This is a genomic window from Pseudomonas sp. NFACC41-3 (assembly GCF_900109505.1).
In the GTDB taxonomy this organism is placed as follows: Bacteria; Pseudomonadota; Gammaproteobacteria; order Pseudomonadales; family Pseudomonadaceae; genus Aquipseudomonas; species Aquipseudomonas chlororaphis.
The window spans coordinates 359,350-385,286 of record NZ_FOAE01000005.1 but is presented as its reverse complement, the minus strand read 5'-3'; the positions used below and the strand labels follow the sequence as shown (position 1 = coordinate 385,286).

The following is a 25,937-nucleotide window of genomic DNA, read 5'->3' as shown; positions in this document are numbered from 1 at the left end:
AAGGAATTCCCGGGTTCCGGGAGGCAGGCATGGGGCCCGCGGGCCGGAACCGCGCTGGCAAAAATCCGCCAAGGTGCGCAGTTTAGCGTGCCGGGCGTGAAATTCGAGGCTGTTTTTTCATTTGCGACGGATTAATCGCGGCAGATTTAAAGCCCGCTCTGTCAGGGGCTTGACCGCATCGGCTATGATATCCGTTTTGATTTATCAGGCCGCACCGGCCGCGCACTTGTACGTTCAAGGATCCTATGAGCAAGCCCACTGTCGACCCTACCTCGAATTCCAAGACCGGACCGGCCGTTCCGGTCAACTTCCTGCGCCCGATCATCCAGGCGGACCTGGACTCGGGTAAGCACACACAGATCGTGACCCGCTTCCCGCCGGAACCCAACGGCTACCTGCACATCGGTCACGCCAAGTCGATCTGCGTGAACTTCGGGCTGGCCCAGGAATTCGGCGGCGTCACCCACCTGCGTTTCGACGACACCAACCCGGCCAAGGAAGACCAGGAATACATCGACGCCATCGAAAGCGACGTCAAGTGGCTGGGCTTCGAGTGGGCCGGTGAAGTGCGCTACGCCTCGCAATACTTCGACCAGCTGCACGAGTGGGCGGTGGAGCTGATTAAGGCGGGCAAGGCCTATGTCGACGACCTGACCCCCGAGCAGGCCAAGGAATACCGTGGCAGCCTGACCGAGCCGGGCAAGAACAGCCCGTTCCGCGACCGTTCGGTGGAAGAGAACCTGGACCTGTTCGCCCGCATGAAGGCGGGCGAATTCCCGGACGGCGCACGTGTGCTGCGGGCCAAGATCGACATGGCCTCGCCGAACATGAACCTGCGCGACCCGATCATGTATCGCATCCGTCATGCGCATCACCACCAGACCGGCGACAAGTGGTGCATCTACCCCAACTACGACTTCACCCACGGTCAGTCGGACGCCATCGAAGGCATCACCCACTCGATCTGCACCCTGGAGTTCGAAAGCCACCGTCCGCTGTACGAGTGGTTCCTGGAGAACCTGCCGGTGCCGGCACAGCCGCGCCAGTATGAGTTCAGCCGCCTGAACCTGAACTACACCATCACCAGCAAGCGCAAGCTCAAGCAACTGGTGGACGAGAAGCACGTCAACGGTTGGGACGACCCGCGCATGTCGACCCTGTCGGGCTTCCGTCGTCGTGGCTACACGCCGAAATCCATCCGCAACTTCTGCGAGATGGTTGGCACCAACCGTTCCGACGGCGTGGTGGACTTCGGCATGCTGGAATTCAGCATCCGTGACGACCTCGACCACAGCGCCCCGCGCGCCATGTGCGTGCTGCGCCCGCTGAAGGTGGTGATCACCAACTACCCTGAAGGCCAGGTCGAGAACCTCGAACTGCCGCGCCACCCGAAAGAAGACATGGGTGTGCGGGTGCTGCCGTTCGCCCGTGAAATCTACATCGATCGCGACGACTTCATGGAAGAGCCGCCAAAGGGCTACAAGCGCCTGGAACCGGCCGGCGAAGTGCGCCTGCGCGGCAGCTACGTGATCCGCGCCGACGAGGCGATCAAGGATGCCGATGGCAACATCGTCGAGCTGCGTTGCTCGTACGACCCGGACACCCTGGGCAAGAACCCGGAAGGGCGCAAGGTCAAGGGTGTGATCCACTGGGTGCCGGCCGCCGCCAGCGTCGAGTGCGAAGTGCGCCTGTACGATCGCCTGTTCCGTTCGCCGAACCCGGAGAAGGCCGAAGACAGCGCAAGTTTCCTGGACAACATCAACCCTGACTCCCTGCAGGTCCTCACTGGTTGTCGTGCCGAACCCTCGCTGGGCAACGCACAGCCGGAAGACCGTTTCCAGTTCGAGCGCGAAGGTTACTTCTGCGCGGATATCAAGGACTCGAAACCGGGCGCACCGGTATTCAACCGTACCGTGACCCTGCGCGACTCCTGGGGTCAGTGATCAGTTAAGGAACTCCTTGTGCTAACGATCTACAACACGCTCACCAAGAGCAAAGAAGTCTTCAAGCCGCTCGATGGCAACAAGGTGCGCATGTACGTGTGCGGCATGACCGTGTACGACTACTGCCACCTGGGCCACGGCCGCAGCATGGTCGCCTTCGACCTGGTGACCCGCTGGCTGCGTTTCAGCGGCTACGACCTGACTTATGTGCGCAACATCACCGACATCGACGACAAGATCATCAATCGGGCCAACGAGAACGGCGAATCGTTCGAGGCGTTGACCGAGCGCATGATCGCGGCGATGCACGAAGACGAAGCACGCCTGAACATCAAGAAGCCGGACATGGAGCCGCGTGCCACCGACCATATCGCCGGCATGCACGCGATGATCCAGACCCTGATCGACAAGGGCTACGCCTACGCGCCGGGCAACGGCGACGTGTACTACCGGGTCGGCAAGTTCCTCGGTTACGGCAAGCTGTCGCGCAAGAAGATCGAAGACCTGCGCATCGGCGCGCGCATCGAAGTCGACGAGTCGAAACAGGACCCGCTGGACTTCGTACTGTGGAAAGCCGCCAAGCCGGGCGAGCCGAGCTGGGAATCGCCATGGGGCGCCGGGCGTCCGGGCTGGCACATCGAATGCTCGGTGATGTCGACCTGCTGCCTGGGCGAGACCTTCGACATTCATGGCGGCGGCAGCGACCTCGAGTTCCCGCACCATGAAAACGAGATCGCCCAGAGCGAGGCGGCCACCGGCAAGACCTACGCCAATGCCTGGATGCATTGCGGCATGATCCGCATCAATGGCGAGAAGATGTCCAAGTCCTTGAACAACTTCTTCACCATCCGCGACGTGCTCGACAAGTACCATCCGGAAGTGGTGCGTTACCTGCTGGTGTCGAGCCACTACCGCAGCGCGATCAACTATTCGGAAGACAACCTCAAGGACGCCAAGGGCGCCCTGGAGCGTTTCTACCACGCCCTCAAAGGCCTGCCGACTGTACCGGCCGCCGGTGGCGAAGCCTTCGTCGAGCGTTTCACCGAGGTGATGAACGACGACTTCGGCACGCCGGAAGCCTGTGCGGTGCTGTTCGAGATGGTGCGCGAGATCAACCGTCTGCGCGAGAGCGATCTCAATGCGGCGGCCGGTCTGGCGGCGCGCCTGAGGGAACTGGCGGACGTGCTGGGTGTGCTGCAGCTGGACGCCGACGACTTCCTGCAGGCCGGTGCCGAAGGCCGGGTCGACGCAGCGCAGGTCGAAGCGTTGATCCAGGCGCGCCTGGCGGCCCGGGCCAACAAGGACTGGGCCGAGTCCGACCGCATCCGCGACCAGATCACCGCCATGGGCGTGGTGCTGGAAGACGGCAAGGGTGGGACGACCTGGCGTCTGGCTGACTGATTGCTGTACTGGCTACAAACAGAAACCCGCCTTGTGCGGGTTTTTGTTTGCCTGCCATTCGAGGGCGGGGTGCGGGCGATCAATCCTCCTGCTGGCGCAATCTTTTATAGAGGGTATTGCGACTCACCCCCAGGCGCCGGGCCAATAGGGAGATGTTGCCGCCCACGGCCTTGAGCCGGCGGTGCAGGTCGGCGCTGTCTTGCAGGTCGATGTCGCCGGGCGGTTCGTGGCTGGTGGCTGGCTCCATGTCCAGGTCGACAAAAAAGTCGTCGGGCAGGTGCTCGGCGCGGATCGGCTGTTCTTCGGCCATGGCCAGCGCCACCTGCATCACGCTGCTGACCTGGCGCAGGTTGCCCGGCCAGGGATGGCGCTCGAACAGTTCCTGGACGTCGCTGCTGAGCCCGGCCCATTGGCCGGACTCGCGATGCTGTTCCCAGATGCGCTTGAACAGCGCCTGTTTGTCGCTGCGTTCGCGCAGGGGCGGCAACTCCAGGGTCAGGCCGCCGATGCGGTAATACAGGTCCTCGCGGAAACGCCCGAGTTGTACCTGTTCGCGCAGGGAGCGGTTGGTCGCCGAGATGATGCGGATGTCCACCGGGAACAGCTCGCTGCTGCCCACCGGTTGCACGCAACGCTCCTGCAGCACACGCAACAGGCGGGCCTGGGTCGGCAAGGGCATGTCGCCGATTTCGTCGAGGAACAGCGTGCCTTTGTCGGCCTTGCGGATCAGGCCAATGCTGCCTTTCTGGTTGGCGCCGGTGAAGGCGCCTTTTTCATAGCCGAACAGCTCGGACTCCACCAGTTCGGCGGGAATCGCTGCGCAATTGACGGCAATGAACGCCTGTTTGCTCCGCGAGCTGGCCTGGTGCAGGGCTTTGACGAAAACTTCCTTGCCGACGCCGGTTTCGCCGTGGATCAGCAGCGGAATGTCCTTTTCCAGCAGGCGTTCGGCCTGGCGCACGGCTTTCTCCACCCGGCTGTCGCCGAAGTGCAGGGTGTTCAGGCTGATGGCATTTGTGTTGGCGGGAGCCGGGCGGGAAGGTGGCTCGACGAAGACCCGAGCCTGGATCGGCACCTGCCTTGGACGCTTAAGCAGGCAATGGAAACGGTTACGGCCGGCGGCCTGCAGGGCAAAGGGCAGGCCTTCGGGCTGGTTGAGCAATTCCAGCAGGGACACCTTGAACAGGCTTTCGATGCCGACCCGCGACAGGCTGATGCCCAGCAGGTTGTCGGCGCGGCGGTTGGCCGACAGCACCTGGCCGCTGTCATCGAAGATCAGCAGGCCGGCCCATTGGCTGTCGAGGTTGTTCAGGCCGGTGTTGAAGGTCAGCTGGAAATGCCGGCCTTGGAACAGGTTGAGGATCAGTCGGTTCTCCACGGTCTGGCTCATCATCTTGACCATGCCCAGGGTGTGGGAGGGCGGCAGGTAGCTGTCGCTGGAGACGTCCAGCACCGCGATCACCCGGCGCTCGGCATCGAAGATCGGCGCGGCCGAGCCGGTCATGAAGCGGTTGGCCTTGAGAAAGTGTTCATCGTGCTCGATATGCACCGCCTGTTCGCAAGCCAGGGCGGTGCCGATGGCGTTGGTCCCGCTGCAGTGTTCCAGCCAACTGGCGCCGGCGCTGAAACCACGGGCCAGGCTCGGCTCGATAAAACGCTGGGTGCCCCAGGACGTCAGCACCTGGCCCTGGTTGTCGGCGAGCATGATCAGGCAATTGGAGTTGCTGAGGATGTTCTCGTAGTAGGGCAGGACTTCCTGGTGGGTGGTCTGCACCAGGGCATGCTGGCTCTCCAGCAACTGGGCGATGCGCTCGGCGGGCAGTTGATCGAAGGCGGGCGTGCTCTGGTGGCTGAGGCCAAAGGCCCGGCAGCGACTCCAGGAGTCCTTGATGATGGTCTCGTGAGACAGCGGTGAGGCAGGTGCGCTCATGGCGGTAGGTCTCTGAAAACGCTTTTATTGTTGTTATTGGCCTATGCCCGGGTGTAGCCGCTGGCGCAGGCTGCGATCGAGCTGGGCGGCATTCCGACGTAGCGCTCGCAAACCAGGCATCGCGATTCGTCTGTTGACCGCGTCGTTCGCTTTGCGAGTCCTGCGGCCTCGATCGCAGCCTGCGGCAGCGGCTACAGGTGGCGTTTACGGGCAAAAGCGTCCATCCAGTGTTGTTCACTCTTGTTCATTGTCAACCGCCGGACTGTTCAGTTGTTCAGTGCGGGTTGTTCATTTCTGTTCAGCTGTGAACCTTCCAATAGCCTGTCTTTTAATAAATATCAGGCTTATCAGTGGCTTGGCTGGGTGCCACGGTTCTGGCACGAAAGTCGCTCTGCTGCTGCGGTCGCTTGACTCCAATAATAAAAAAGGCCGAGCCATGTCATTAACGCTGGAGCACGTCAGCCGTGTCGTCGAGGGCCAGACCTGGATCGATGACATCTCGCTGCGCTTTGAACCCGGTTCCTTCAATGTCCTGCTGGGGCGCACGCTGTCCGGCAAGACCAGCCTGATGCGCTTGATCGCCGGGCTCGACAAGCCCGCCAGCGGGCGCATCCTGATGAACGGCGTGGACGTCACCGGGCGCCCGGTGCGGCTGCGCAACGTGTCGATGGTCTATCAGCAGTTCATCAACTACCCGACCATGACCGTGTTCGAGAACATCGCCTCGCCGCTGCGCCAGGCCGGCGTTTCGGCGCAACTGATCGAGAGCAAGGTGCTGGAGACGGCGAAGATGCTGCGGATCGAGAAATTCCTGCAGCGCCATCCGCTGGAGCTGTCCGGCGGCCAGCAGCAGCGCACGGCGATGGCCCGGGCTCTTGTCAAGGATGCCGAGCTGATCCTGTTCGACGAACCGCTGGTCAACCTCGACTACAAGCTGCGCGAAGAGCTGCGCCAGGAGATGCGCGAGCTGTTCCAGGCCCGCCACACCATCGCCATCTATGCCACCACCGAGCCCAACGAGGCGTTGGCCCTGGGCGGCACCACCACCATCCTCCACGAGGGGCGCCTGGTGCAGAGCGGCAAGACCGCCGAGGTCTATCACCAGCCCCAGACCGTGCTGGCCGCCGAGCTGTTCTCCGAACCGCCGATCAACCTGATGCCGGGGCGCATCGCCGGCAATGAAGTGAGCTTCGCCAATTTCGTGCACTTTCCGCTGAACGTCGACTTGCGCCCGGTCGGCGAGGGCGAGTTCCGCTTCGGTGTGCGGCCCAGCCATATCTCCCTGGTACCGAGCAACGACGACGACCTGGAGCTGGCGGTGACCGTCGAGGTGGCGGAAATCAGCGGCTCGGAAACCTTCCTGCATGTGCGCAACGAACAATTCCTGTTGGTGCTGCACCTGCCCGGCGTGCACGAATATGACGTCGACGCGCCGATCCGCATCTATATCCCCACCCACAAACTATTCGTCTTCGATGCCCAGGGCCGTCTGGTCCAGGCGCCGGGGCGGCGCGTCGCGAGGGTTGCCTGATGGCCGAGATCCGTTTGCACAACCTCGCCCACAGTTACACCAGTACCCCGGCCGGTCCCGAGGACTATGCGATCCGCGAGATGAACCACGTCTGGGAGCAGGGCGGCGCCTATGCCTTGCTCGGGCCGTCCGGCTGCGGCAAGTCGACCTTGCTCAACATCATTTCCGGGCTGCTCAGCCCTTCCCAGGGGCAGGTGCTGTTCGATACCCGGGTGGTCAACGAGCTGACTCCCGAGAAGCGCAACATCGCCCAGGTTTTCCAGTTCCCGGTGGTCTACGACACCATGACGGTGTTCGACAACCTGGCCTTCCCGCTGCGCAACCAGGGCCTGGCCGAGGCCAAGGTGCACAGCAAGGTGCAGGAGATTGCCGAGGTCCTCGACCTGCAGGCGCTGCTGAATAAGAAGGCGCGCAACCTCAGCGCCGACGAAAAGCAGAAGGTTTCCATGGGCCGCGGCCTGGTGCGCGACGACGTATCGGCGATCCTGTTCGACGAGCCGCTGACGGTGATCGACCCGCACCTGAAGTGGAAGCTGCGGCGCAAGCTCAAGCAGATCCACGAGCAGTTCAACATCACCATGGTCTACGTCACCCACGACCAGCTCGAAGCCTCGACCTTCGCCGACAAGATCGCAGTGATGTACGGCGGGCAGATCGTCCAGTTCGGTACCCCGCGTGAGCTGTTCGAGCGGCCGAGCCACACCTTTGTCGGCTACTTCATCGGCAGCCCGGGGATGAACCTGATCGAGGTCCGGGCGGAGGCCGGCGGTGTCAGGTTCGCCGGGACCCATCTGGCCTTGCCCGAGGCCTTGCAGCAGCGAATCGCCGAGACCGATTACCAGAGCCTGAAAGTCGGCATTCGCCCGGAGTTCATCCATGTCTGGGACGAGCCTTACGAGGAAGCGCTGCAGGCCGACGTGGTCCACATCGAGGACCTGGGTACCTACAAGATCATGACCCTGAACCTCGACGGCGCGGTCTTGAAAGTGCGGCTGGCCGAAGACAAACCGGTGCCGCAGGGCAGGGCCTGCATCAGCTTCCCCGCGCAGTGGTTGATGGTCTACGCCGACGAATACCTGCTGGAGGCCCACGCCACGAACGAGGTTCAGCCATGAACAAAGTGCAGAACAACAAAGCCTGGTGGCTGGTATTGCCGGTGTTCCTGCTGGTGGCCTTCAGTGCGGTGATCCCGATGATGACCGTGGTCAACTACTCGGTGCAGGACATTTTCGACCAGTCCAGCCGCTATTTCGTCGGCGCCGACTGGTACCGCCAGGTGCTGCTCGACCCGCGCCTGCACGACTCGCTGCTGCGCCAGTTCATCTATTCGGCCTGCGTGCTGCTGATCGAAATCCCCTTGGGCATCGCCATCGCCCTGACCATGCCGAGCAAGGGGCGCTGGTCGTCGGTGGTGCTGATCATCCTCGCCATTCCGCTGCTGATCCCGTGGAACGTGGTGGGCACCATCTGGCAGATCTTCGGTCGCGCCGACATCGGCCTGATGGGCTCGTCGCTGAATGCCCTGGGCATCGATTACAACTATGCGGCCAACACCATGGATGCCTGGGTCACAGTGCTGGTGATGGACGTGTGGCACTGGACCTCGCTGGTGGCGCTGCTGTGCTTTTCGGGGCTGCGGGCGATCCCGGACGTGTATTACCAGGCGGCGCGCATCGACCGGGCGTCGAACTGGGCGGTGTTCCGCCATATCCAGTTGCCGAAGATGAAAAGCGTGCTGCTGATCGCGGTGATGCTGCGCTTCATGGACAGCTTCATGATCTACACCGAGCCGTTCGTGCTCACCGGCGGCGGGCCGGGCAACGGCACGACCTTCCTCAGCCAGACCCTGACCCAGATGGCGATCGGGCAGTTCGACCTGGGCCCGGCCGCGGCGTTCTCCCTGGTGTACTTCCTGATCATCCTGCTGGTGTCCTGGCTGTTCTACACCGCCATGACCCACTCCGACGCCAATCGCTGAGGACGGCCGCCATGACCAAGCGCAAGCTGATACCGCTGCTGATCTACATCCTGTTCCTGCTGGTGCCGATCTACTGGTTGCTGAACATGTCGTTCAAGAGCAACAACGAGATCCTCGGCAGCCTGACCCTGTGGCCCCAGGACTTCACCTGGCACAACTACAAGGTGATCTTCACCGACCCCAGCTGGTACACCGGCTACCTCAACTCGCTGTATTACGTCAGCCTGAACACGGTGATTTCCCTGAGCGTGGCGCTGCCGGCGGCCTATGCGTTCTCGCGCTACCGCTTCCTCGGTGACAAGCACCTGTTCTTCTGGCTGCTGACCAACCGCATGGCGCCGCCGGCGGTATTCCTGCTGCCGTTCTTCCAGCTGTATTCGTCCATCGGCCTGTTCGATACGCACATTGCCGTGGCCCTGGCCCACTGCCTGTTCAACGTGCCGCTGGCGGTGTGGATTCTCGAAGGCTTCATGTCCGGGGTGCCGAAGGAAATCGACGAGACCGCCTACATCGACGGCTACAGCTTTCCCAAGTTCTTCGTGAAGATCTTCGTCCCGCTGATCGGTTCGGGGATCGGCGTGACGGCGTTCTTCTGCTTCATGTTTTCCTGGGTCGAGCTGTTGCTGGCGCGGACTTTGACCTCGGTGAACGCCAAGCCGATCGCCGCGGTGATGACCCGCACCGTGTCCGCCTCCGGTATCGACTGGGGCGTGCTGGCGGCCGCCGGGGTGCTGACCATTCTGCCGGGCATGCTGGTGATCTGGTTTGTTCGCAACCATGTGGCCAAGGGCTTTGCCCTGGGCCGGGTATGAGGATCCGTTGATGGAATGGATGAACTGGACCGCCCCGACGGCGGCATTCTTCGGTGTCATTGCCTTGATCCTGCTGGGCATGACCACTTGGGAGCTGCGTTCGCCGAGCATCCCTCGGCGCGGCTTCCTGCCGATTGCCACCACCCGTGGCGATCGTCTGTTTATCGGTCTTCTCGGCAGCGCCTACCTGCATCTGCTGGTAATCGGCGCCACCGACTGGAGCATCTGGGTGGCGTTCGTGCTGTCCCTGGTGTGGCTGTTGGCTGTGATGCGTTGGGGCTAGCCGGGCGCGTGCGCGGTGGTCCTGCTTCGAAATTCAACCGGGAGGTCTCTATGTTCGACAAAAACAATAAGCTGCGACATAGCGTTTCATTGGCGGCCATGCTGGCATTGAGCGGCTTGAGCGCGACGGCCTGGGCCGACGCCTATGAGGACGCCGCGAAAAAATGGATCGGCAGCGAGTTCAAGCCATCCACCCTGACCGCGGAACAACAGCTGGAAGAGCTGAAGTGGTTCATCAAGGCGTCCGAGCCGTTTCGCGGGATGAAGATCAACGTGGTCTCGGAAACCATCGCCACCCATGAATACGAGTCCAAGGTGCTGGCCAAGGCTTTCAGTGAAATCACCGGGATCAAGCTGACCCACGACCTGCTGCAGGAAGGCGACGTGGTGGAGAAGCTGCAGACCCAGATGCAGTCGGACAAGAACATCTATGACGGCTGGGTCAACGACTCCGACCTGATCGGCACGCACTTTCGTTATGGCAAGACCGAATCCATCACCGACCTGATGGCCAACGAGGGCAAGGACTACACCTCGCCAACCCTGGACATCAAGGACTTCATCGGCATCTCCTTCACCACCGCGCCGGACGGCAAGATCTATCAGTTGCCCGACCAGCAGTTCGCCAACCTGTACTGGTTCCGCGCCGACTGGTTCGAGCGGGCCGACCTGAAAGCCAAGTTCAAGGAGAAGTACGGCTACGAGCTGGGTGTGCCGGTGAACTGGTCGGCCTATGAGGACATCGCCAAGTTCTTCAGCGAGGACGTCAAGGAGATCGACGGCAAGCGGGTCTACGGGCATATGGACTACGGCAAGAAGGACCCGTCCCTGGGCTGGCGCTTCACCGATGCCTGGTTCTCCATGGCCGGTGGCGGCGACAAGGGCTTGCCCAACGGCTTGCCGGTGGACGAGTGGGGGATCCGCGTCGAGGATTGCCATCCGGTGGGTTCCAGCGTGACCCGCGGCGGCGACACCAATGGCCCGGCGGCGGTGTTCGCCACCACCAAGTACGTCGAGTGGATGAAAAAGTACGCGCCACCGGAGGCGGCGGGCATGACCTTCTCCGAATCCGGACCGGTGCCGTCCCAGGGCAATATCGCCCAGCAGATCTTCTGGTACACCGCCTTCACCGCCGACATGACCAAGCCGGGCCTGGCGGTGATGAACGCCGACGGCACGCCGAAATGGCGCATGGCGCCGTCGCCGCGTGGACCGTACTGGGAAGAGGGCATGAAGCTGGGGTATCAGGACGTGGGTTCCTGGACCTTCATGAAGTCCACCCCGGAGAAGCAGAAACTTGCGGCCTGGCTCTATGCCCAGTTCGTGACCTCGAAAACCGTGTCGCTGAAGAAAACCATCGTCGGCCTGACACCGATCCGCGAGTCGGACATCAACTCCCAGGCAATGACCGACCTGGCGCCGAAGCTCGGTGGCCTGGTGGAGTTCTATCGCAGCCCGGCCCGCGTGCAGTGGACGCCGACCGGCACCAACGTGCCGGACTATCCACGCCTGGCGCAGTTGTGGTGGAGCCATATCGCCGAAGCGGCCAGTGGCGAGAAAACCCCGCAACAGGCACTCGATGGCCTGGCCAAGGACCAGGACGCGATCATGACCCGGCTCGAGCGCTCGAAAGCCCAGGCCACCTGCGCGCCGAAAATGAACCCCGAGCGCGACGCGCAATACTGGTTCGACCAGCCGGGCGCGCCGAAACCGAAACTGGCCAACGAGAAACCCAAGGGGGAAACCGTGAGCTACAACGAACTGCTCAAGTCGTGGGAGGCAGCGCGCAAATAAGGTTGTGGATCGGTAATGCGCAACGGCACCTTCGGGTGCCGTTTTTTTTCGAGGCGCGCGATGATTGCGTTGTCGCTTTCGCGAGCAAGCCTACCCTGGCTGTTTCGTGGCGCAGGTGCCGACGGTCTTCAGTTCTGTAGGTGTAGAGGGTTGCCGCTCGATTGCTCGCGACAGCGTCCTGGTGGGTAGTGTGATCCTGCCGTGGCGTTCATCTGCCAGCGCTTCAAGGCCTTCGCAACTCGGAAAAGATGTCTCGTCTCATCGTCTTTCCTTGCCTCTATTTGAATGTGACGTGTGGAGTTCACTTTAAAGCCAGGCACAGTTCGGGTATGTCAGGCATCACGGATTTGCTTGAAGGGTAATTCGCAGGGCAGGGGAGGGCCGTTCCCATAAATGCAAAACGGCGCCCGAAGGCGCCGTCTTGTTTTACCGCGGATCGTGCTTGAGCGATCAGCCCGCCAGACCGGATTGCTGGACCAGGGTCAGCAGCGGTTGTGGGTAGACGCCGAGGAAGAACGCCAGGACCGCGATGGCCAGCAGCATCACGCCGCCGGCTTTCTGTTCCCAGTGCAGCTGGGCGTCGACGCGGCGCAGGTTCGGCTCGATCAGGTACAGGGTGACCATGACGCGCAGGTAGTAGAACACGCCGATGGCGCTGCCCAGGACCAGGGAGCCGACCAGCCACCATTGGTGCGCTTCGACACCGGTGGCGATGATGTAGAACTTGCCGATGAAGCCCGCGGTCAGCGGGATACCGGCCAGGGACAGCATCATCACGGTGAGTACGGCGGTGAGGTACGGACGACGCCAGAACAGGCCGCGGTACTCGTACAGGGCATCCGCGTCGCGACCCTTGTAAGGCGAGGACATCAGGGTGATCACGCCGAAGGCGCCGAGGCTGGTGATCACGTAGGTGACCAGGTAGACGCCGATGGCTTCCATCGCCAGGCCCTTGCTCGCCACCAGGGCGATCAGCAGGTAACCGAAGTGGGCGATGGACGAGTAACCCAGCAGACGCTTGAGGTTGCTCTGGGTCAGCGCCAGCAGGTTGCCGAACAGGATCGAGGCAATCGCGATCAGGGTCAGCACGGTGTTCAGGACACCGCTGCTGGCCACTGGCGAGATCTGGAACAGACGCACCATCACCGCGAATACCGCCACCTTGCTCGCGGTGGCCAGGAAGGCCGCCACAGGTGCCGGGGCCCCTTCGTAGACGTCCGGGGTCCACAGGTGGAAGGGTACCAGCGACAGCTTGAACGCCAGGCCGATCAGCATCATGCCCAGGCCCAGTTGGGCCAGCGGGCTAGGCAGGCCGGTCGCGGCCAGGGCCTGACCGATGCCATTGAAGCTCAGGCTGCCGGCTTCGGCGTAGAGCAGGGCCATGCCGAACAGCAGGAACGCGGAACCGGCGGCCGACAGCACCATGTACTTGATGCCGGCTTCCAGCGAGCGCTTGTTGAAGAAGGCATAAGCCACCAGGCCGTAGACCGGTACCGAGAGCAGCTCCAGGCCGATGAACAAGCCAGCCAGGTGCTGCGCGCTGACCAGCACCAGGCCACCGGCGGCGGCCATCAGGATCAGCAGGTACAGTTCTTCGCGGTTGCCCGGGTAACCGGTGCCGCCGTCGCCCAGGTAGGCATGGGCGAGGGTGACGCAGGCCAGGGTGGCCACCAGGATCAGCGCCATGTACAGGCAGGCGAACTGGTCGATCTGCAGCAATGGAGTCACCGCCAGAGGGGTGACTTTCAGGGCCGGGAGGATCGACAGCAACGCCAGGTTCAGACCGGCGACCGACAGCAGGAAGGTTTGCGAATGGTTGCGACGCCAGGCGATAGCCAGCATCACCACAATGATGGTGAGGCTGGTGATCAACAGCGGCGCAAGCGCGATAAAGTGTTGAATCGTAAAGTCCATAGCGCTCTTACCGGGCCGAAGCGAGTTGAGTGAAGGCGGTGCCGAGCCATTGCTGCACGCCACTCATCGTGGCGGCAGAGGTATCGAGGAACGGTTGCGGGTAGATGCCGATGTAAATCAGCAGCGCCGCCAGTCCGACCACCATGATCAGTTCGCGAGCGTCCATGCCGTGCAGGACCGCGTCCGACTTGGCCGGGCCGAAGTAGGCGCGGTGAATCATGATCAGCGAATAGACCGAACCGAACACCAGGCCGGACGTCGCGAGCACGGTGACCCATGGCGCGCTGGCGAAGGTGCCGATCAGGATCAGGAATTCGCCGACGAAGTTACCGGTCGCCGGCAAGCCCAGCGAGGCCGCGGCGAAGAACAGGCTGATGGCTGGCAGGTAGGCGATCTTCGACCACAGGCCACCCATTTCACGCATATCGCGAGTGTGGGTGCGTTCATACAGCTGGCCGCAGAGGATAAAGAGTGCCGCCGCCGACAGGCCGTGCGCGAGCATCTGGATCACCGCGCCCTGCAGGGCCAGCTGGCTGCCGGAGTAGATGCCGATCAGCACGAAACCCATGTGCGAAACGCTGGAGAATGCCACCAGGCGCTTGATGTCGGTCTGGGCGAAGGCCAGGAAGGCACCGTAGAAGATCCCGATCAGACCCAGGGTCATGGCGATCGGCGCGAACTCGGCCGAGGCATTCGGGAACAGCGGCAGGGCGAAACGCAGCAGGCCGTAGGCCGCGGTCTTCAGCAAGATACCGGCCAGGTCCACGGAACCTGCGGTCGGTGCCTGGGCGTGGGCATCGGGCAGCCAGGAGTGGAACGGCACCACCGGCAGTTTCACCGCGAAGGCGATGAAGAAGCCGAGCATCAGCACGTACTCGGTGGTGGTCGACATCTTGGTCTTCAACAGGTCGGCGTAGTTGAAGGTGATCACGCCAGTGTCGTTGAAGTTGACCAGCACCAGACCGAGGATCGCCACCAGCATGATCAGGCCGGAAGCCTGAGTGAAGATGAAGAACTTGGTCGCGGCGTAGATCCGGGTTTTCTTGCCGTCCGAAGAGCTGTGACCCCAGAGCGCGATGAGGAAGTACATCGGCACCAGCATCATTTCCCAGAAGAAGAAGAACATGAACAGGTCGAGGGCGAGGAACACGCCGACGACACCGCCCAGGATCCACATCAGGTTCAGGTGGAAGAAGCCCACGTGACGCTGGATCTCTTTCCAGGAGCAGAGGACGGACAGCACGCCCAGGAGGCCGGTCAGCAGGATCATCAACAGCGACAGGCCATCGAGGGCCAGGTGCACGTTGATGCCGAAGCGCTCGATCCAGACGTGCTTGAACTCCAGGGTCCAGGTCGGATCGGCGCCAGGTGCCGGAGCGAATGAATAGTCGCCATGGGCCCACAGCCAGAGGCCGAGAGCGAGTTCCAGGGACATGGTCAGCAGCGCAATCCAGCGGGGGAGGGTGGCGCCGAAGCGCTCACCCATCCAGCACAGCAGGCCGCCGATGAAGGGGATCAGGATTAGCCAAGGCAGAATCATGACGGGCTCAATTCCTTTCGCAAGTTCGCAAGGTTCATATCAGACCGCTACCAGCACGACGGCGCCGATAACCAGCACGGCACCAGCAGCCATCGAGGCGGCGTACCAACGCAGTTGACCGGTTTCCGTACGGCTCAGGGAGTTGTGGCCCCCTTTGGCCAGGCGCGGGATCAGACCGATGGTCTGGTCGAGCGGGTCTTTGCGCAGTACATGGCTGATCGCCAGATATGGCTTGACGAACAGTTTGTCGTAGATCCAGTCGAAGCCCCAGGCAGCGAACCACCAGGCCGAGAGGAGGCGGCCGATGCCGCTGTTGGCGACCGCGGTAACGAAGCGACGCTTGCCGAGGAACAGCAGCGCGGCCAGCAGGATACCGGCGATGGCGATGGCGCCCGACGCCAGTTCCAGGCTGTGCTTGGCTTCGCCACCGGCATGGCCGACGCTTTGCGGCAGCACACCGTGCAGCGGTGGTGTGATCATGGCGCCGACGGCGGTCGACAGAATGATCAGCACCGACAGCGGCAGCCAGTGGCTGATGCCGTGGCCGGCGTGGGCTTCGGTCTTGGCTTCACCGTGGAAGGTGATGAAGATCAGGCGGAAGGTGTACAGCGAGGTCATGAAGGCCCCCACCAGACCGGCATACAGCAGGCCGTGGTTACCGCTGGCGAAGGCTTCCCAGAGGATCTCGTCCTTGGAGTAGAAACCGGCGGTGACCAGTGGCAGGGCCGCCAGGGCCGCGCCGCCGACGATGAAGCTGGCGTAGGCCAGCGGCAGTTTCTTCCACAGGCCGCCCATCTTGAAGATGTTCTGCTCGTGGTGGCAGGCAACGATCACCGCACCGGAGGCAAGGAACAGCAGGGCCTTGAAGAAGGCGTGGGTCATCAGGTGGAAGATCGCGCCGTCCCAGGCGCCAACGCCCAGGGCTAGGAACATGTAGCCGATCTGGCTCATGGTCGAGTAGGCGAGGATTCGCTTGATGTCGGTCTGGACCAGCGCGGCGAAGCCGGCCAGGACCAGGGTCACGCCACCGACGACGCCCACCAGGTGCAGGATATCCGGCGCCAGGGCGAACAGACCGTGGGTACGGGCAATCAGATAGACACCGGCGGTCACCATGGTTGCGGCGTGGATCAGTGCCGAAACCGGGGTAGGACCGGCCATTGCGTCCGCCAGCCAGGTCTGCAGCGGCAGCTGGGCGGATTTACCGACCGCGCCACCCAGCAGCATCAGGGTCGCCAGGACGATCCAGAAGTCGCCGGCCTGGAACTTCGCAGGTGCCGCGACCAGCAGTTGCTGGATATTCAGGGTGCCCAGCTGCTGGAACAGGATGAACAGGCCGATGGCCATGAACACGTCGCCGATGCGGGTGACGATAAAGGCCTTGAGTGCCGCGTTACCGTTGTTGCGGTTGCTGTAGTAGAAACCGATCAGCAGGTACGAGCACAGGCCCACGCCTTCCCAGCCGAAGTACAGGAACAACAGGTCATCGCCGAGCACCAGGAACAGCATGCTGGCGATGAACAGGTTGGTGTAGGCGAAGAAGCGCGAGTAACCGTCTTCACCGCGCATGTACCAGGACGCGAACAGGTGGATCAGGAAGCCCACGCCCACCACCACGCCGAGCATGGTCACGGACAGGCCATCCAGATACAGGGCGAAGGTCGGCTTGAAGTCGCCTACGGTCATCCACTGCCACAGCACCTGGGTGTAGTGGCCGCCTTCCGGCGGGGCGACGTTGAATTGCCAGATCACATAAGCCGCGACAATCGCCGACAGGCCAACGGAGCCGACACCGATCAGGGCGGCGAGGTTTTCCGAGAGGCGTCCTCGGGAGAACGACAGCAGCAGGAAACCGATCAGGGGGAACAGGAAAGTCAGATAGAGAAGGTTCATCCGCGCATCTCGCTGGCAGCGTCGATATCGAGAGTGTGGAAGCGGCGATACAGCTGCAACAGGATCGCCAGGCCGATACTGGCCTCGGCAGCTGCCAGGCTGATCACCAGGATGAACATGATCTGTCCATCCGGCTGCGCCCATCTGGCACCTGCGACGATGAAGGCCAGGGCGGAGGCGTTCATCATTACCTCCAGGCTCATCAGCACGAAGAGAATGTTGCGGCGCACCATCAGGCCGACCAGGCCAAGGCAGAACAGGATGCCGGCAACGGCCAGGCCATGCTCCAGAGGGATAGTTCCGATCGTAGGCATGTTCTTACTCCTTCGCCTCGTTGCGGCCCAGATGGAACGCCGTGACGGCTGCGGCGAGCAGCAGCATCGAGGCGAGTTCGACCACCAGCAGATAAGGACCGAACAGGCTGATGCCCACGGCCTTGGCGTCCACGGTGGTGTGGCCGACACCGGTACCGCTCTGGTGGCTGAACAGCACGTACAGCAGTTCCACCAGCAGCAGGGCGGCGAGCACCACCGGCCCCAGCCAGATTCCCGGCTTGAGCCAGATGCGTTCCTGCTGAACCGAGGCAGGCCCCAGGTTCAGCATCATCACCACGAACACGAACAGCACCATGATGGCGCCGGCATAGGCAATCACTTCCAGCACGCCGGCGAACGGCGCGCCGAGGCTGAAGAAAGTCATCGCCACGGCGATCAGCGAAATGATCAGGTAGAGCAGGGCGTGCACAGGGTTGGTGTTGGTCACCACGCGGAGCGTGGAGACAACGGCGACACCTGACGCGAAATAGAAAGCGAATTCCATCTTTCTTCCTTAAGGCAGCAAGCTCTTCACGTTGATCGGCTCGGCTTCGTTTTGCGCGGAGCCTTTTGGCTTACCGGCAATGGCCATACCTGCAACACGATAGAAGTTGTAATCAGGGTTCTTTCCGGGGCCGGAGATCAGCAGATCTTCTTTCTCGTAAACCAGGTCCTGACGTTTGAACTCGGCCATCTCGAAATCCGGCGTCAGCTGGATCGCGGTGGTCGGGCAGGCTTCCTCGCAGAGTCCGCAGAAGATGCAACGCGAGAAGTTGATGCGGAAGAAGTCCGGGTACCAGCGACCGTCTTCGGTTTCAGCTTTCTGCAGCGAGATGCAACCCACCGGGCATGCCACGGCGCACAGGTTGCAGGCTACGCAACGCTCTTCGCCATCGGGGTCGCGGGTCAGTACGATGCGGCCACGGTAGCGGGGCGGCAGGTAGACCGGCTCTTCCGGGTATTGCAGGGTGTCGCGCTTGCGAAAGCCATGGCCGAAGACCATCACCAGGCTGCGCAGTTGGGTACCAGTACCCTTAACGATGTCGCCAATATATTTGAACATGGGTCAAATCCTCACTGAACCGCGCCCGCTGGCGTGTTCAACAACACAAGCGCAGCAGTCACCAGCAAATTGATCAGGGTCAGCGGCAGGCAGAATTTCCAGCTGAAGTCCATCACCTGGTCATAACGCGGACGCGGGATGGAAGCGCGCAGCAGGATGAACAGCATGATGAAGAACGCGGTCTTCAGGGCGAACCAGACGAAGGACAGTTGCGGCAGGATGCCGAACGGACCGTGCCAGCCACCGAAGAACAGGGTGACCAGCAGTGCCGAGATCAGGATGATGCCGATGTACTCGCCAACGAAGAACATGCCCCATTTCATGCCGGCGTATTCAATGTGGTAACCGTCGGCCAGTTCCTGTTCCGCTTCCGGCTGGTCGAACGGGTGACGGTGAGTCACGGCCACGCCAGCGATGAAAAAGGTACAGAAGCCGAAGAACTGCGGAATGATGAACCACAGGTTCTGCGCCTGGTAGTCGACGATGTCACGCATGTTGAACGAGCCGACCTGGGCCACGATGCCCATCAGCGCCAGGCCCATGAACACTTCATAGGACACGGTCTGGGCCGAGGCGCGCAGGCTGCCGAGCAGGGCGAACTTGTTGTTGCTCGACCAGCCGGCGAACAGCACCGCGTAGACCGACAGGCCGGCCATGGCGAAGAAGAACAGCAGGCCGATGTTCAGGTCCGCCACGCCCCAGGTCGGGGTGATCGGGATGATTGCGAAAGCGATCAGCAAGGCGCTCATGGCCACGACCGGTGCCAGGGTGAAAATCACCTTGTCGGCAAACGGCGGGGTCCAGTCTTCCTTGAAGAACATCTTCAGCATGTCGGCGGCGATCTGGAACATGCCAAACGGGCCAACGCGGTTCGGACCGTAACGGTCCTGCCACCAGCCCAGCAGGCGACGTTCGACAAAGCTGAGCAAGGCACCTGCGACCACCACGGCCAGCATGATGACCAGGGCTTTGACGACCGCCAGGATCACGTCGATCACTTCAGGGGTGAACCAGGTCATTGCGCTGCCTCCTGCAGACCGTCAACGGATTTGCCAAAGAACGCCGGTGGAATGCCCGCCAGGCCTGCCGGCAGGGCCACCAGGCCAGCGCCCAGCTCTTCGTTGATGCGCAGCGGCAGACGCAGGGTCTGGCCCGCCACGCTCACGGCGAGCAGCGCGCCATCGTTGACGCCCAGGCGGTCGGCTTCGGACTTGGCCAGGGAGACGTAGGCGGCCGGGATGCGTTCCTGGACCGGAGCGGCTTTCGAAGAGTTCTCCTCGCTGCCGAACAGGTGGTAGAACGGCACCGCCTGCCAGGTGCCCTGGGCAGGGGAGAAGGCGCGCGGCACGCTGGCGAACCAGCCGAGGCTGTCGCCCTGGCTTTCGATCAGGCGGGTGCCCGGATCGCCGGCACGCAGATGACCACCGACTTCGTCCTGGAACTTGTTCCAGGCTTGCGGCGAGTTCCAGCCCGGCGACCAGGCGAACGGCACCTGGGAGCGCGGTTCCACGGAACCCGAGTAACCTTCCATGGAGAAGGAAAACGCGGTGTCCTGGTCTTGCGGGGTACGTGGCTCGTGCACGCTGATGTCGGCGCGCATGGCGGTACGGCCGCTGTAACGCAGCGGTTCGCGAGCCAGCTTCAGGCCCTTGATACGGAACGACGCCGATGGCGCGGCATCGACGATGCGTGCCAGTTGCGGGTTGCTCTGGGCGCAGGCGGCGGTCACGTGGTCCAGCTGGGTCCAGTCCACCGGCTTGTTCAGCAGGGTAGAGCGCAGGGCATGCAGCCAGCGCCAGCCTTCGTGAACCAGGATGCTGGCATCCATATAGGTTGGATCGAACACCTGGAAGAAGCGCTGGGCACGACCTTCCTGGCTGACCAGGGTGCCGTCGCCTTCGGCGAAGCTGGCCGCTGGCAGGACCAGGTGCGCGCGATCGCTGGTGGCGGTCTTCTGGTGGTCGGCGACGATCAGCACTTTCGCGGCGTTCAGCGCGGCATCGACCTTGGCGGCGTCGGTGCGGGTGTACAGATCGTTTTCCAGCACGACCAGGGCGTCGGCCTGGTCGTCGATCACCGCTTGCAGGGCGGCGTCCACCGATTCGCCACCGAGCATGGCCAGGCCGAGGCTGTTGGCCTCAGGCACGATCAGGCTGATGGAGCCGTTCTTCTCGCGCAGCTTGAGGGCCTTGGCGATGTTTGCCGCGGCTTCGATCAGGGCCTTGGAACCCAGGGAGGTGCCGGCGATGATCAGTGGGCGCTTGGCGGCGAGGAGGGCGTCGGCGATGCGCTTGGCCAGCTCAAAGGCTTCGCTGTCCAGGCCTTCGACGGCCGGGGCGCTGGCATCCAGGGCGTGGGCCACGGCGAAACCGATGCGCGCCAGGTCGTCGGGAGCGGCGTGTACACACTCTTCGGCGACGTCGTCGAGCTTGGTTTCAGCGATGCTTGCAATGAACAGCGGGTTCAGCGCGTGCTGGCCGATGTTTTTTACCGCGGCGTCGAGCCATGGCTGGACGCGCATGGCGTCGGCCATCTCTTCGGCCTTGCCCTTGACCGACTGGCGCAGGGCCAGGGCCATGCGGGCGGCGGTCTGGGTCAGGTCCTCGCCGAGGACGAACACCGCATCGTGGTCTTCGATGTCGCGCATGGTCGGCACGGGCAGCGGGCTGTTTCTCAGCACTTGCAGGACCAGGCGGATGCGTTCCAGTTCGGCGGCTTCGATACCGCTGTAGAAGTGCTCGGCGCCTACCAGTTCACGCAGGGCGTAGTTGCTTTCCAGGCTGGCGCGAGGCGAACCGATACCGACGATATTGCGCCCGCGCAGCAGGTCGGCGGCCTTGTCCAGCGCCTGGTCCAGGTTCAGCTTGGTGCCGTCGTTCAGCAGCGGCTGGCGTGGACGGTCTTCGCGGTTGACGTAGCCATAGCCGAAACGACCACGGTCGCACAGGAAGTACTGGTTCACCGAACCGTTGTAGCGGTTCTCGATGCGCCGCAGTTCGCCGTAGCGCTCGCCCGGGGAAATGTTGCAACCGCTGGAGCAGCCATGGCAGATGCTCGGCGAGAACTGCATGTCCCATTTGCGGTTGTAGCGCTCGGAGTGAGTCTTGTCGGTGAACACGCCGGTCGGGCAGACCTCGGTGAGGTTGCCGGAGAACTCGCTTTCCAGGGTGCCGTCTTCAACGCGACCGAAGTACACGTTGTCGTGGGCGCCGAACACACCGAGGTCGGTGCCGCCGGCATAGTCCTTGTAGAAACGCACGCAACGGTAGCAGGCGATGCAGCGGTTCATCTCGTGAGCGATGAACGGGCCGAGTTCCTGGTTCTGGTGGGTACGCTTGGTGAAGCGATAACGGCGCTCGTTGTGGCCGGTCATCACGGTCATGTCTTGCAGGTGGCAGTGACCGCCTTCCTCGCAGACCGGGCAGTCGTGCGGGTGGTTGGTCATCAGCCATTCGACGACACTGGCGCGGAAGGCCTTGGATTCTTCATCGTCGATGGAGATCCAGGTGTTGTCGGTGGCGGGCGTCATGCAGGACATGACGATGCGACCACGGGTGTCGTTCTCGTCGGTGTACTGCTTGACCGCGCACTGGCGACAGGCACCGACGCTACCGAGAGCGGGGTGCCAGCAGAAATAAGGGATGTCGAGGCCTAGTGACAGACATGCCTGTAACAGGTTGTCCGCCCCATCGACTTCGAGCGCTTTGCCGTCTACGTGGATAGTGGCCATGGTTCAAAGTTCTTCGTTGGCCCGGTGTCAGCGGGCGTGGCTAATGGAATCTTGGTGCTCGCCTGGCGCGTCGCGGCGTCTTCAGGCGATACGAGGGCGGCACGGACCACCCTCGTTCGATACGTTTACGCGCCGACTACGATCGGCCGGGCCAGGGGCGGGACGGCGGCAGCACTGGTGGCTGCGATGCCGGCCTCGAACTCTGGACGGAAATACTTGATGGCACTGCCCAATGGCTCCACGGCGCCCGGTGCGTGAGCACAGAAGGTCTTGCCTGGGCCGAGGAAACCGACCAGACCCAGCAGGGTCTCGATATCGCCGGCTTGCCCTTCGCCTTTCTCGAGGGCGCGCAGCAGCTTGACGCTCCACGGCAGGCCATCGCGGCAAGGGGTGCAGAAACCGCAGGATTCACGGGCAAAGAACTCTTCCATGTTGCGCAGCAGCGAAACCATGTTGATGCTGTCGTCGACCGCCATGGCCAGGCCGGTACCCATGCGGGTGCCTACCTTGGCGATGCCGCCGGCGTACATTTGCGCATCCAGGTGTTCAGGCAACAGGAAACCGGTACCGGCGCCGCCGGGCTGCCAGCACTTGAGCTTGAAGCCGTCGCGCATGCCACCGGCATAGTCTTCGAACAGCTCGCGCGCGGTCACGCCGAACGGCAGCTCCCACAGGCCAGGGTTCTTCACTTTGCCGGAGAAGCCCATCAGCTTGGTGCCGTGGTCTTCACTGCCTTCGCGAGCGAGGGATTTGTACCACTCCACGCCGTCGCCGATGATCGCCGGCACGTTGCACAGGGTCTCGACGTTGTTCACGCAGGTCGGCTTGCCCCACACGCCGACGGCGGCAGGGAAGGGCGGCTTGGAGCGCGGGTTGGCGCGGCGGCCTTCGAGGGAGTTGATCAGTGCGGTTTCTTCACCGCAGATGTAACGCCCGGCGCCGGTGTGGACGAACAGCTCGAAGTCGAAACCCGAGCCGAGGATGTTCTTGCCCAGCAGGCCCGCGGCCTTGGCTTCTTCCACGGCACGGTTGAGGTGCTTGGCGGCGGTGGTGTACTCGCCTCGCAGGAAGATGTAGCCGCGGTAGGTTTTCAGCGCGCGGGCGCTGATCAGCATGCCTTCGATCAGCAGATGGGGCAGTTGCTCCATCAGCATGCGGTCTTTCCAGGTGTTGGGTTCCATTTCATCCGCGTTGCACAGCAGGTAGCGGATGTTCATGGATTCGTCTTTGGGCATCAGGCCCCACTTCACGCCAGTGGGGAAGCCCGCGCCGCCGCGGCCCTTGAGGCCGGCGTCCTTGACGGTCTGGACGATGTCGTCCTGGGACAGGTCGGCGAAGGCCTTGCGCGCCGCGGCGTAGCCGTTCTTGGCCTGGTACTCGTCGAGCCATACCGGCTCGCCGTCGTCGCGCAGGCGCCAGGTCAGCGGATGAGTTTCGGGGCTGCGCTGGATGCGGTTGGCAGGGCCGAAGGATGTCAGGGTCATACGTAGCCCTCCAACAGTTTGGCCACGCCAGCAGGCTGCACGTCGCCGAAAGTGTCGTCGTCGATCATCAGCGCCGGGGCCTTGTCGCAGTTGCCCAGGCAGCATACCGGCAGCAGGGTGAAGCGGCCGTCGGCGGTGGTCTGGCCGAGGCCGATGCCCAGCTCGCTCTGGATCTGGCTGACCACGGACTCGTGGCCGCCGATGTAGCAGACCATGCTGTCGCAGACACGGATGATGTGACGGCCGACCGGTTGACGGAAGATCTGGCTGTAGAACGTCGCCACGCCTTCTACGTCGCTGGCCGGGATGCCGAGGATCTCGCCGATGGCGTAGAGCGCGCCATCAGGCACCCAGCCACGTTCCTTCTGGACGATCTTCAGGGCTTCGATAGACGCCGCGCGCGGGTCTTCGTAGTGATGCAGCTCGTGCTCGATGGCCGAGCGCTCGGTTTCGCTGAGGGCGAAACGGTCTGTCTGGATAAGCGGGCTGTTCATGCTTAGCGGTCCACGTCGGCCATAACGAAGTCGATACTACCCAGGTACGCGATCAAGTCCGCGACCATGCTGCCGCGGATCACCGAAGGGATCTGCTGCAGGTGGGCGAAGCTCGGGGTGCGGATCCGGGTGCGGTAGCTCATGGTGCCGCCATCGCTCGTCAGGTAATAACTGTTGATGCCCTTGGTCGCTTCGATCATCTGGAAGGACTCGTTGGCCGGCATGACCGGGCCCCACGAAACCTGCAGGAAGTGCGTGATCAGGGTCTCGATGTGCTGCAGCGTGCGCTCTTTCGGCGGCGGCGTGGTCAGCGGGTGGTCCGCCTTGTACGGGCCTTCCGGCATGTTGCGCAGGCACTGGTCGATGATCTTGATGCTCTGGCGCATCTCTTCGACACGGACCATACAGCGGTCGTAGGCATCGCCGTTGGCCGCCAGCGGTACTTCGAACTCGAAGTTCTCGTAGCCGGAGTAGGGGCGCGCTTTACGCAGGTCGAAATCGCAACCGGTGGAACGCAGGCCGGCACCGGTGACGCCCCATTCCAGGGCTTCCTTGGTGTTGTAGGCGGCGACGCCGATGGTACGACCCTTGAGGATGCTGTTCTGCAGGGCGGCCTTGGTGTATTCATCGAGGCGCTTGGGTAGCCAGTCGACGAAGTCTTTCACCAGTTTTTCCCAGCCGCGTGGCAGGTCGTGGGCGACGCCGCCGATGCGGTACCAGGCCGGGTGCAGGCGGAAACCGGTGATGGCTTCGATCACGGTGTAGGCGCGCTGACGGTCGGTGAAGGTGAAGAACACCGGGGTCATGGCGCCGACGTCCTGGATGTAGGTGCCCAGGAACAGCAGGTGGCTGGTGATCCGGAAGAACTCGGCCATCATGATGCGGATGACGTCGACCTTCTCCGGCACCTTGATCCCGGCCAGTTTCTCGACCGAGAGCACGTACGGCAGGTTGTTCATCACGCCGCCGAGGTAGTCGATGCGGTCGGTGTACGGGATGAAGCTGTGCCAGGACTGACGCTCGGCCATTTTCTCGGCACCACGGTGGTGGTAGCCGATGTCCGGTACGCAGTCGACGATCTCTTCGCCGTCCAGCTGCAGGATGATGCGGAAGGCACCGTGGGCCGAAGGGTGGTTCGGGCCCAGGTTGAGGAACATGTAGTCCTCGTTGGCGCCGGAACGCTTCATGCCCCAGTCTTCCGGTTTGAAGCGCGCGGCTTCTTCTTCCAGTTGTTGCTTGGCCAGGGTCAGGCTGAACGGATCGAACTCGGTGGCGCGGGCCGGGAAGTCCTTGCGCAGCGGGTGACCTTCCCAGGTCGGCGGCATCATGATGCGCGACAGGTGAGGGTGGCCGGCGAAGTCGATGCCGAACATGTCCCAGACTTCACGCTCGTACCAGTTGGCGTTCGGCCAGATACCGGTCACGGTCGGCAAGCTGAGGTCGCTCTCGGACAAGGCGACCTTGATCATTACGTCACTATTACGTTCGATCGACAGCAGGTGGTAGAACACGCTGAAGTCGGCGCCTGGCAGCCCTTGACGCTTGGTGCGCAGACGCTCGTCCACGCCATGCAGGTCATAGAGCATGACGTACGGCTTGGGCAGGTTGCGCAGGAAGGTCAGGACTTCGACGAGTTTGGCACGGGTAACCCACAGCACCGGCATGCCGGTGCGGGTGGCCTGGGCGGTGAACGCCTCAGGGCCGAAACGGTTATTGAGTTCGACGACCACATCCTGGTCGTCTGCCTTATAAGGCGGGATGTACAGAGCACTGCCTGTAGTCATGGTTTTTTATCGCTTTCGGTCAACGTAAAGAATGAAGCCAGTTTTTCGTT

The 25,937-nt window shown here is 62.7% G+C and carries 20 protein-coding genes; 8 read left to right on the top strand and 12 right to left on the bottom strand.

What is annotated here, in order from left to right:
• Positions 1-245: 245 nt before the first annotated feature.
• Together BMY68_RS23300 and cysS are read left to right on the top strand one after the other, a co-directional pair.
• Positions 246-1,943, top strand: coding sequence for a glutamine--tRNA ligase/YqeY domain fusion protein (locus BMY68_RS23300; protein ID WP_009049801.1), 1,698 nt, complete (start codon positions 246-248; stop codon positions 1,941-1,943).
• Between the two features lie 18 nt (positions 1,944-1,961).
• Complete coding sequence (cysS, locus tag BMY68_RS23295; protein ID WP_053261852.1) at positions 1,962-3,344, top strand: cysteine--tRNA ligase; 1,383 nt, start codon at positions 1,962-1,964, stop codon at positions 3,342-3,344.
• A gap of 79 nt (positions 3,345-3,423) precedes the next feature.
• Here cysS and BMY68_RS23290 read toward each other — a convergent pair whose 3' ends face one another.
• Positions 3,424-5,274 carry a sigma-54-dependent Fis family transcriptional regulator gene (locus BMY68_RS23290; protein WP_085534120.1) on the bottom strand — a complete coding sequence of 617 codons (1,851 nt, stop codon included), beginning with the start codon at positions 5,272-5,274 and terminating at the stop codon, positions 3,424-3,426.
• A 436-nt stretch (positions 5,275-5,710) separates the two neighbouring features.
• Between BMY68_RS23290 and BMY68_RS23285 the strand changes: the two genes are divergently transcribed.
• The 6 genes from BMY68_RS23285 to BMY68_RS23260 are packed head-to-tail and all read left to right on the top strand — an operon-like array spanning position 5,711 to position 11,671.
• Complete coding sequence (locus BMY68_RS23285; protein WP_007929624.1) at positions 5,711-6,805, top strand: ABC transporter ATP-binding protein; 1,095 nt, start codon at positions 5,711-5,713, stop codon at positions 6,803-6,805.
• The gene (locus tag BMY68_RS23280; RefSeq protein ID WP_085534121.1) at positions 6,805-7,920 is read left to right on the top strand and encodes an ABC transporter ATP-binding protein; all 1,116 of its coding nucleotides are present in this window, start codon (positions 6,805-6,807) and stop codon (positions 7,918-7,920) included. The genes BMY68_RS23285 and BMY68_RS23280 overlap by 1 nt, the downstream gene beginning before the upstream one ends.
• Positions 7,917-8,783 carry a carbohydrate ABC transporter permease gene (locus BMY68_RS23275; RefSeq protein WP_085534123.1) on the top strand — a complete coding sequence of 289 codons (867 nt, stop codon included), beginning with the start codon at positions 7,917-7,919 and terminating at the stop codon, positions 8,781-8,783. The genes BMY68_RS23280 and BMY68_RS23275 overlap by 4 nt, the downstream gene beginning before the upstream one ends.
• Positions 8,784-8,794: 11 nt before the next feature.
• Complete coding sequence (locus BMY68_RS23270) at positions 8,795-9,595, top strand: carbohydrate ABC transporter permease (RefSeq protein WP_007929618.1); 801 nt, start codon at positions 8,795-8,797, stop codon at positions 9,593-9,595.
• Between the two features lie 10 nt (positions 9,596-9,605).
• Entirely contained in the window at positions 9,606-9,878 is a 273-nt protein-coding gene (locus tag BMY68_RS23265) for a DUF2160 domain-containing protein (protein ID WP_009044596.1), read from the top strand.
• 50 nt (positions 9,879-9,928) lie between these two features.
• A complete protein-coding gene (locus tag BMY68_RS23260; RefSeq protein ID WP_062825325.1) occupies positions 9,929-11,671 on the top strand; it encodes an ABC transporter substrate-binding protein in 1,743 nt (580 codons plus the stop codon).
• Positions 11,672-12,121: 450 nt separating this feature from the next.
• On the opposite strand, the gene nuoN is transcribed toward BMY68_RS23260, so the two are convergent.
• The 11 genes from nuoN to nuoC all read right to left on the bottom strand — a co-directional run bounded on the left by nuoN (position 12,122) and on the right by nuoC (position 25,887).
• Positions 12,122-13,585 (bottom strand): NADH-quinone oxidoreductase subunit NuoN, encoded by a 1,464-nt coding sequence (gene nuoN, locus BMY68_RS23255; RefSeq protein WP_009044594.1) that lies wholly within the window; start codon positions 13,583-13,585, stop codon positions 12,122-12,124.
• A gap of 7 nt (positions 13,586-13,592) precedes the next feature.
• Entirely contained in the window at positions 13,593-15,125 is a 1,533-nt protein-coding gene (gene nuoM, locus BMY68_RS23250; protein WP_009044593.1) for an NADH-quinone oxidoreductase subunit M, read from the bottom strand.
• A gap of 39 nt (positions 15,126-15,164) precedes the next feature.
• Positions 15,165-17,018 carry an NADH-quinone oxidoreductase subunit L gene (gene nuoL, locus BMY68_RS23245; protein ID WP_085534125.1) on the bottom strand — a complete coding sequence of 618 codons (1,854 nt, stop codon included), beginning with the start codon at positions 17,016-17,018 and terminating at the stop codon, positions 15,165-15,167.
• Positions 17,015-17,323 carry an NADH-quinone oxidoreductase subunit NuoK gene (nuoK, locus tag BMY68_RS23240; protein WP_085985111.1) on the bottom strand — a complete coding sequence of 103 codons (309 nt, stop codon included), beginning with the start codon at positions 17,321-17,323 and terminating at the stop codon, positions 17,015-17,017. The genes nuoL and nuoK overlap by 4 nt, the downstream gene beginning before the upstream one ends.
• Before the next feature lie 13 nt (positions 17,324-17,336).
• On the bottom strand, positions 17,337-17,837 hold the full coding sequence (gene nuoJ, locus BMY68_RS23235) for an NADH-quinone oxidoreductase subunit J (protein ID WP_007929608.1): 501 nt from the start codon (positions 17,835-17,837) through the stop codon (positions 17,337-17,339).
• Between the two features lie 9 nt (positions 17,838-17,846).
• On the bottom strand, positions 17,847-18,395 hold the full coding sequence (nuoI, locus tag BMY68_RS23230; RefSeq protein WP_003223795.1) for an NADH-quinone oxidoreductase subunit NuoI: 549 nt from the start codon (positions 18,393-18,395) through the stop codon (positions 17,847-17,849).
• 11 nt (positions 18,396-18,406) lie between these two features.
• Positions 18,407-19,414, bottom strand: coding sequence for an NADH-quinone oxidoreductase subunit NuoH (nuoH, locus tag BMY68_RS23225; RefSeq protein ID WP_007929607.1), 1,008 nt, complete (start codon positions 19,412-19,414; stop codon positions 18,407-18,409).
• Positions 19,411-22,125: an NADH-quinone oxidoreductase subunit NuoG gene (gene nuoG / locus BMY68_RS23220; protein WP_085534127.1), complete on the bottom strand. Its 2,715-nt coding sequence runs from the start codon at positions 22,123-22,125 to the stop codon at positions 19,411-19,413. Before nuoG ends, nuoH begins: the two co-directional genes overlap by 4 nt.
• A gap of 125 nt (positions 22,126-22,250) precedes the next feature.
• Positions 22,251-23,609 carry an NADH-quinone oxidoreductase subunit NuoF gene (gene nuoF, locus BMY68_RS23215; protein ID WP_009044590.1) on the bottom strand — a complete coding sequence of 453 codons (1,359 nt, stop codon included), beginning with the start codon at positions 23,607-23,609 and terminating at the stop codon, positions 22,251-22,253.
• Positions 23,606-24,103, bottom strand: coding sequence for an NADH-quinone oxidoreductase subunit NuoE (nuoE, locus tag BMY68_RS23210; RefSeq protein ID WP_009044589.1), 498 nt, complete (start codon positions 24,101-24,103; stop codon positions 23,606-23,608). The genes nuoF and nuoE overlap by 4 nt, the downstream gene beginning before the upstream one ends.
• A 2-nt stretch (positions 24,104-24,105) precedes the next feature.
• A complete protein-coding gene (gene nuoC / locus BMY68_RS23205) occupies positions 24,106-25,887 on the bottom strand; it encodes an NADH-quinone oxidoreductase subunit C/D (protein WP_007929185.1) in 1,782 nt (593 codons plus the stop codon).
• Between the last annotated feature and the right edge of the window lie 50 nt (positions 25,888-25,937).

Coding starts and splice junctions, on each gene's coding strand:
- BMY68_RS23285 (WP_007929624.1), top strand. CDS start 5,711: ATGTCATTAACGCTGGAGCACGTCAGCCGTGTCGTCGAGGGCCAGACC.
- BMY68_RS23280 (WP_085534121.1), top strand. CDS start 6,805: ATGGCCGAGATCCGTTTGCACAACCTCGCCCACAGTTACACCAGTACC.
- nuoC (WP_007929185.1), bottom strand. CDS start 25,887: ATGACTACAGGCAGTGCTCTGTACATCCCGCCTTATAAGGCAGACGAC.
- nuoF (WP_009044590.1), bottom strand. CDS start 23,609: ATGACCCTGACATCCTTCGGCCCTGCCAACCGCATCCAGCGCAGCCCC.
- nuoN (WP_009044594.1), bottom strand. CDS start 13,585: ATGGACTTTACGATTCAACACTTTATCGCGCTTGCGCCGCTGTTGATC.
- BMY68_RS23300 (WP_009049801.1), top strand. CDS start 246: ATGAGCAAGCCCACTGTCGACCCTACCTCGAATTCCAAGACCGGACCG.
- nuoE (WP_009044589.1), bottom strand. CDS start 24,103: ATGAACAGCCCGCTTATCCAGACAGACCGTTTCGCCCTCAGCGAAACC.
- nuoM (WP_009044593.1), bottom strand. CDS start 15,125: ATGATTCTGCCTTGGCTAATCCTGATCCCCTTCATCGGCGGCCTGCTG.
- nuoG (WP_085534127.1), bottom strand. CDS start 22,125: ATGGCCACTATCCACGTAGACGGCAAAGCGCTCGAAGTCGATGGGGCG.
- BMY68_RS23265 (WP_009044596.1), top strand. CDS start 9,606: ATGGAATGGATGAACTGGACCGCCCCGACGGCGGCATTCTTCGGTGTC.
- BMY68_RS23260 (WP_062825325.1), top strand. CDS start 9,929: ATGTTCGACAAAAACAATAAGCTGCGACATAGCGTTTCATTGGCGGCC.
- nuoH (WP_007929607.1), bottom strand. CDS start 19,414: ATGACCTGGTTCACCCCTGAAGTGATCGACGTGATCCTGGCGGTCGTC.
- nuoL (WP_085534125.1), bottom strand. CDS start 17,018: ATGAACCTTCTCTATCTGACTTTCCTGTTCCCCCTGATCGGTTTCCTG.
- nuoI (WP_003223795.1), bottom strand. CDS start 18,395: ATGTTCAAATATATTGGCGACATCGTTAAGGGTACTGGTACCCAACTG.
- nuoJ (WP_007929608.1), bottom strand. CDS start 17,837: ATGGAATTCGCTTTCTATTTCGCGTCAGGTGTCGCCGTTGTCTCCACG.
- BMY68_RS23275 (WP_085534123.1), top strand. CDS start 7,917: ATGAACAAAGTGCAGAACAACAAAGCCTGGTGGCTGGTATTGCCGGTG.
- BMY68_RS23270 (WP_007929618.1), top strand. CDS start 8,795: ATGACCAAGCGCAAGCTGATACCGCTGCTGATCTACATCCTGTTCCTG.
- BMY68_RS23290 (WP_085534120.1), bottom strand. CDS start 5,274: ATGAGCGCACCTGCCTCACCGCTGTCTCACGAGACCATCATCAAGGAC.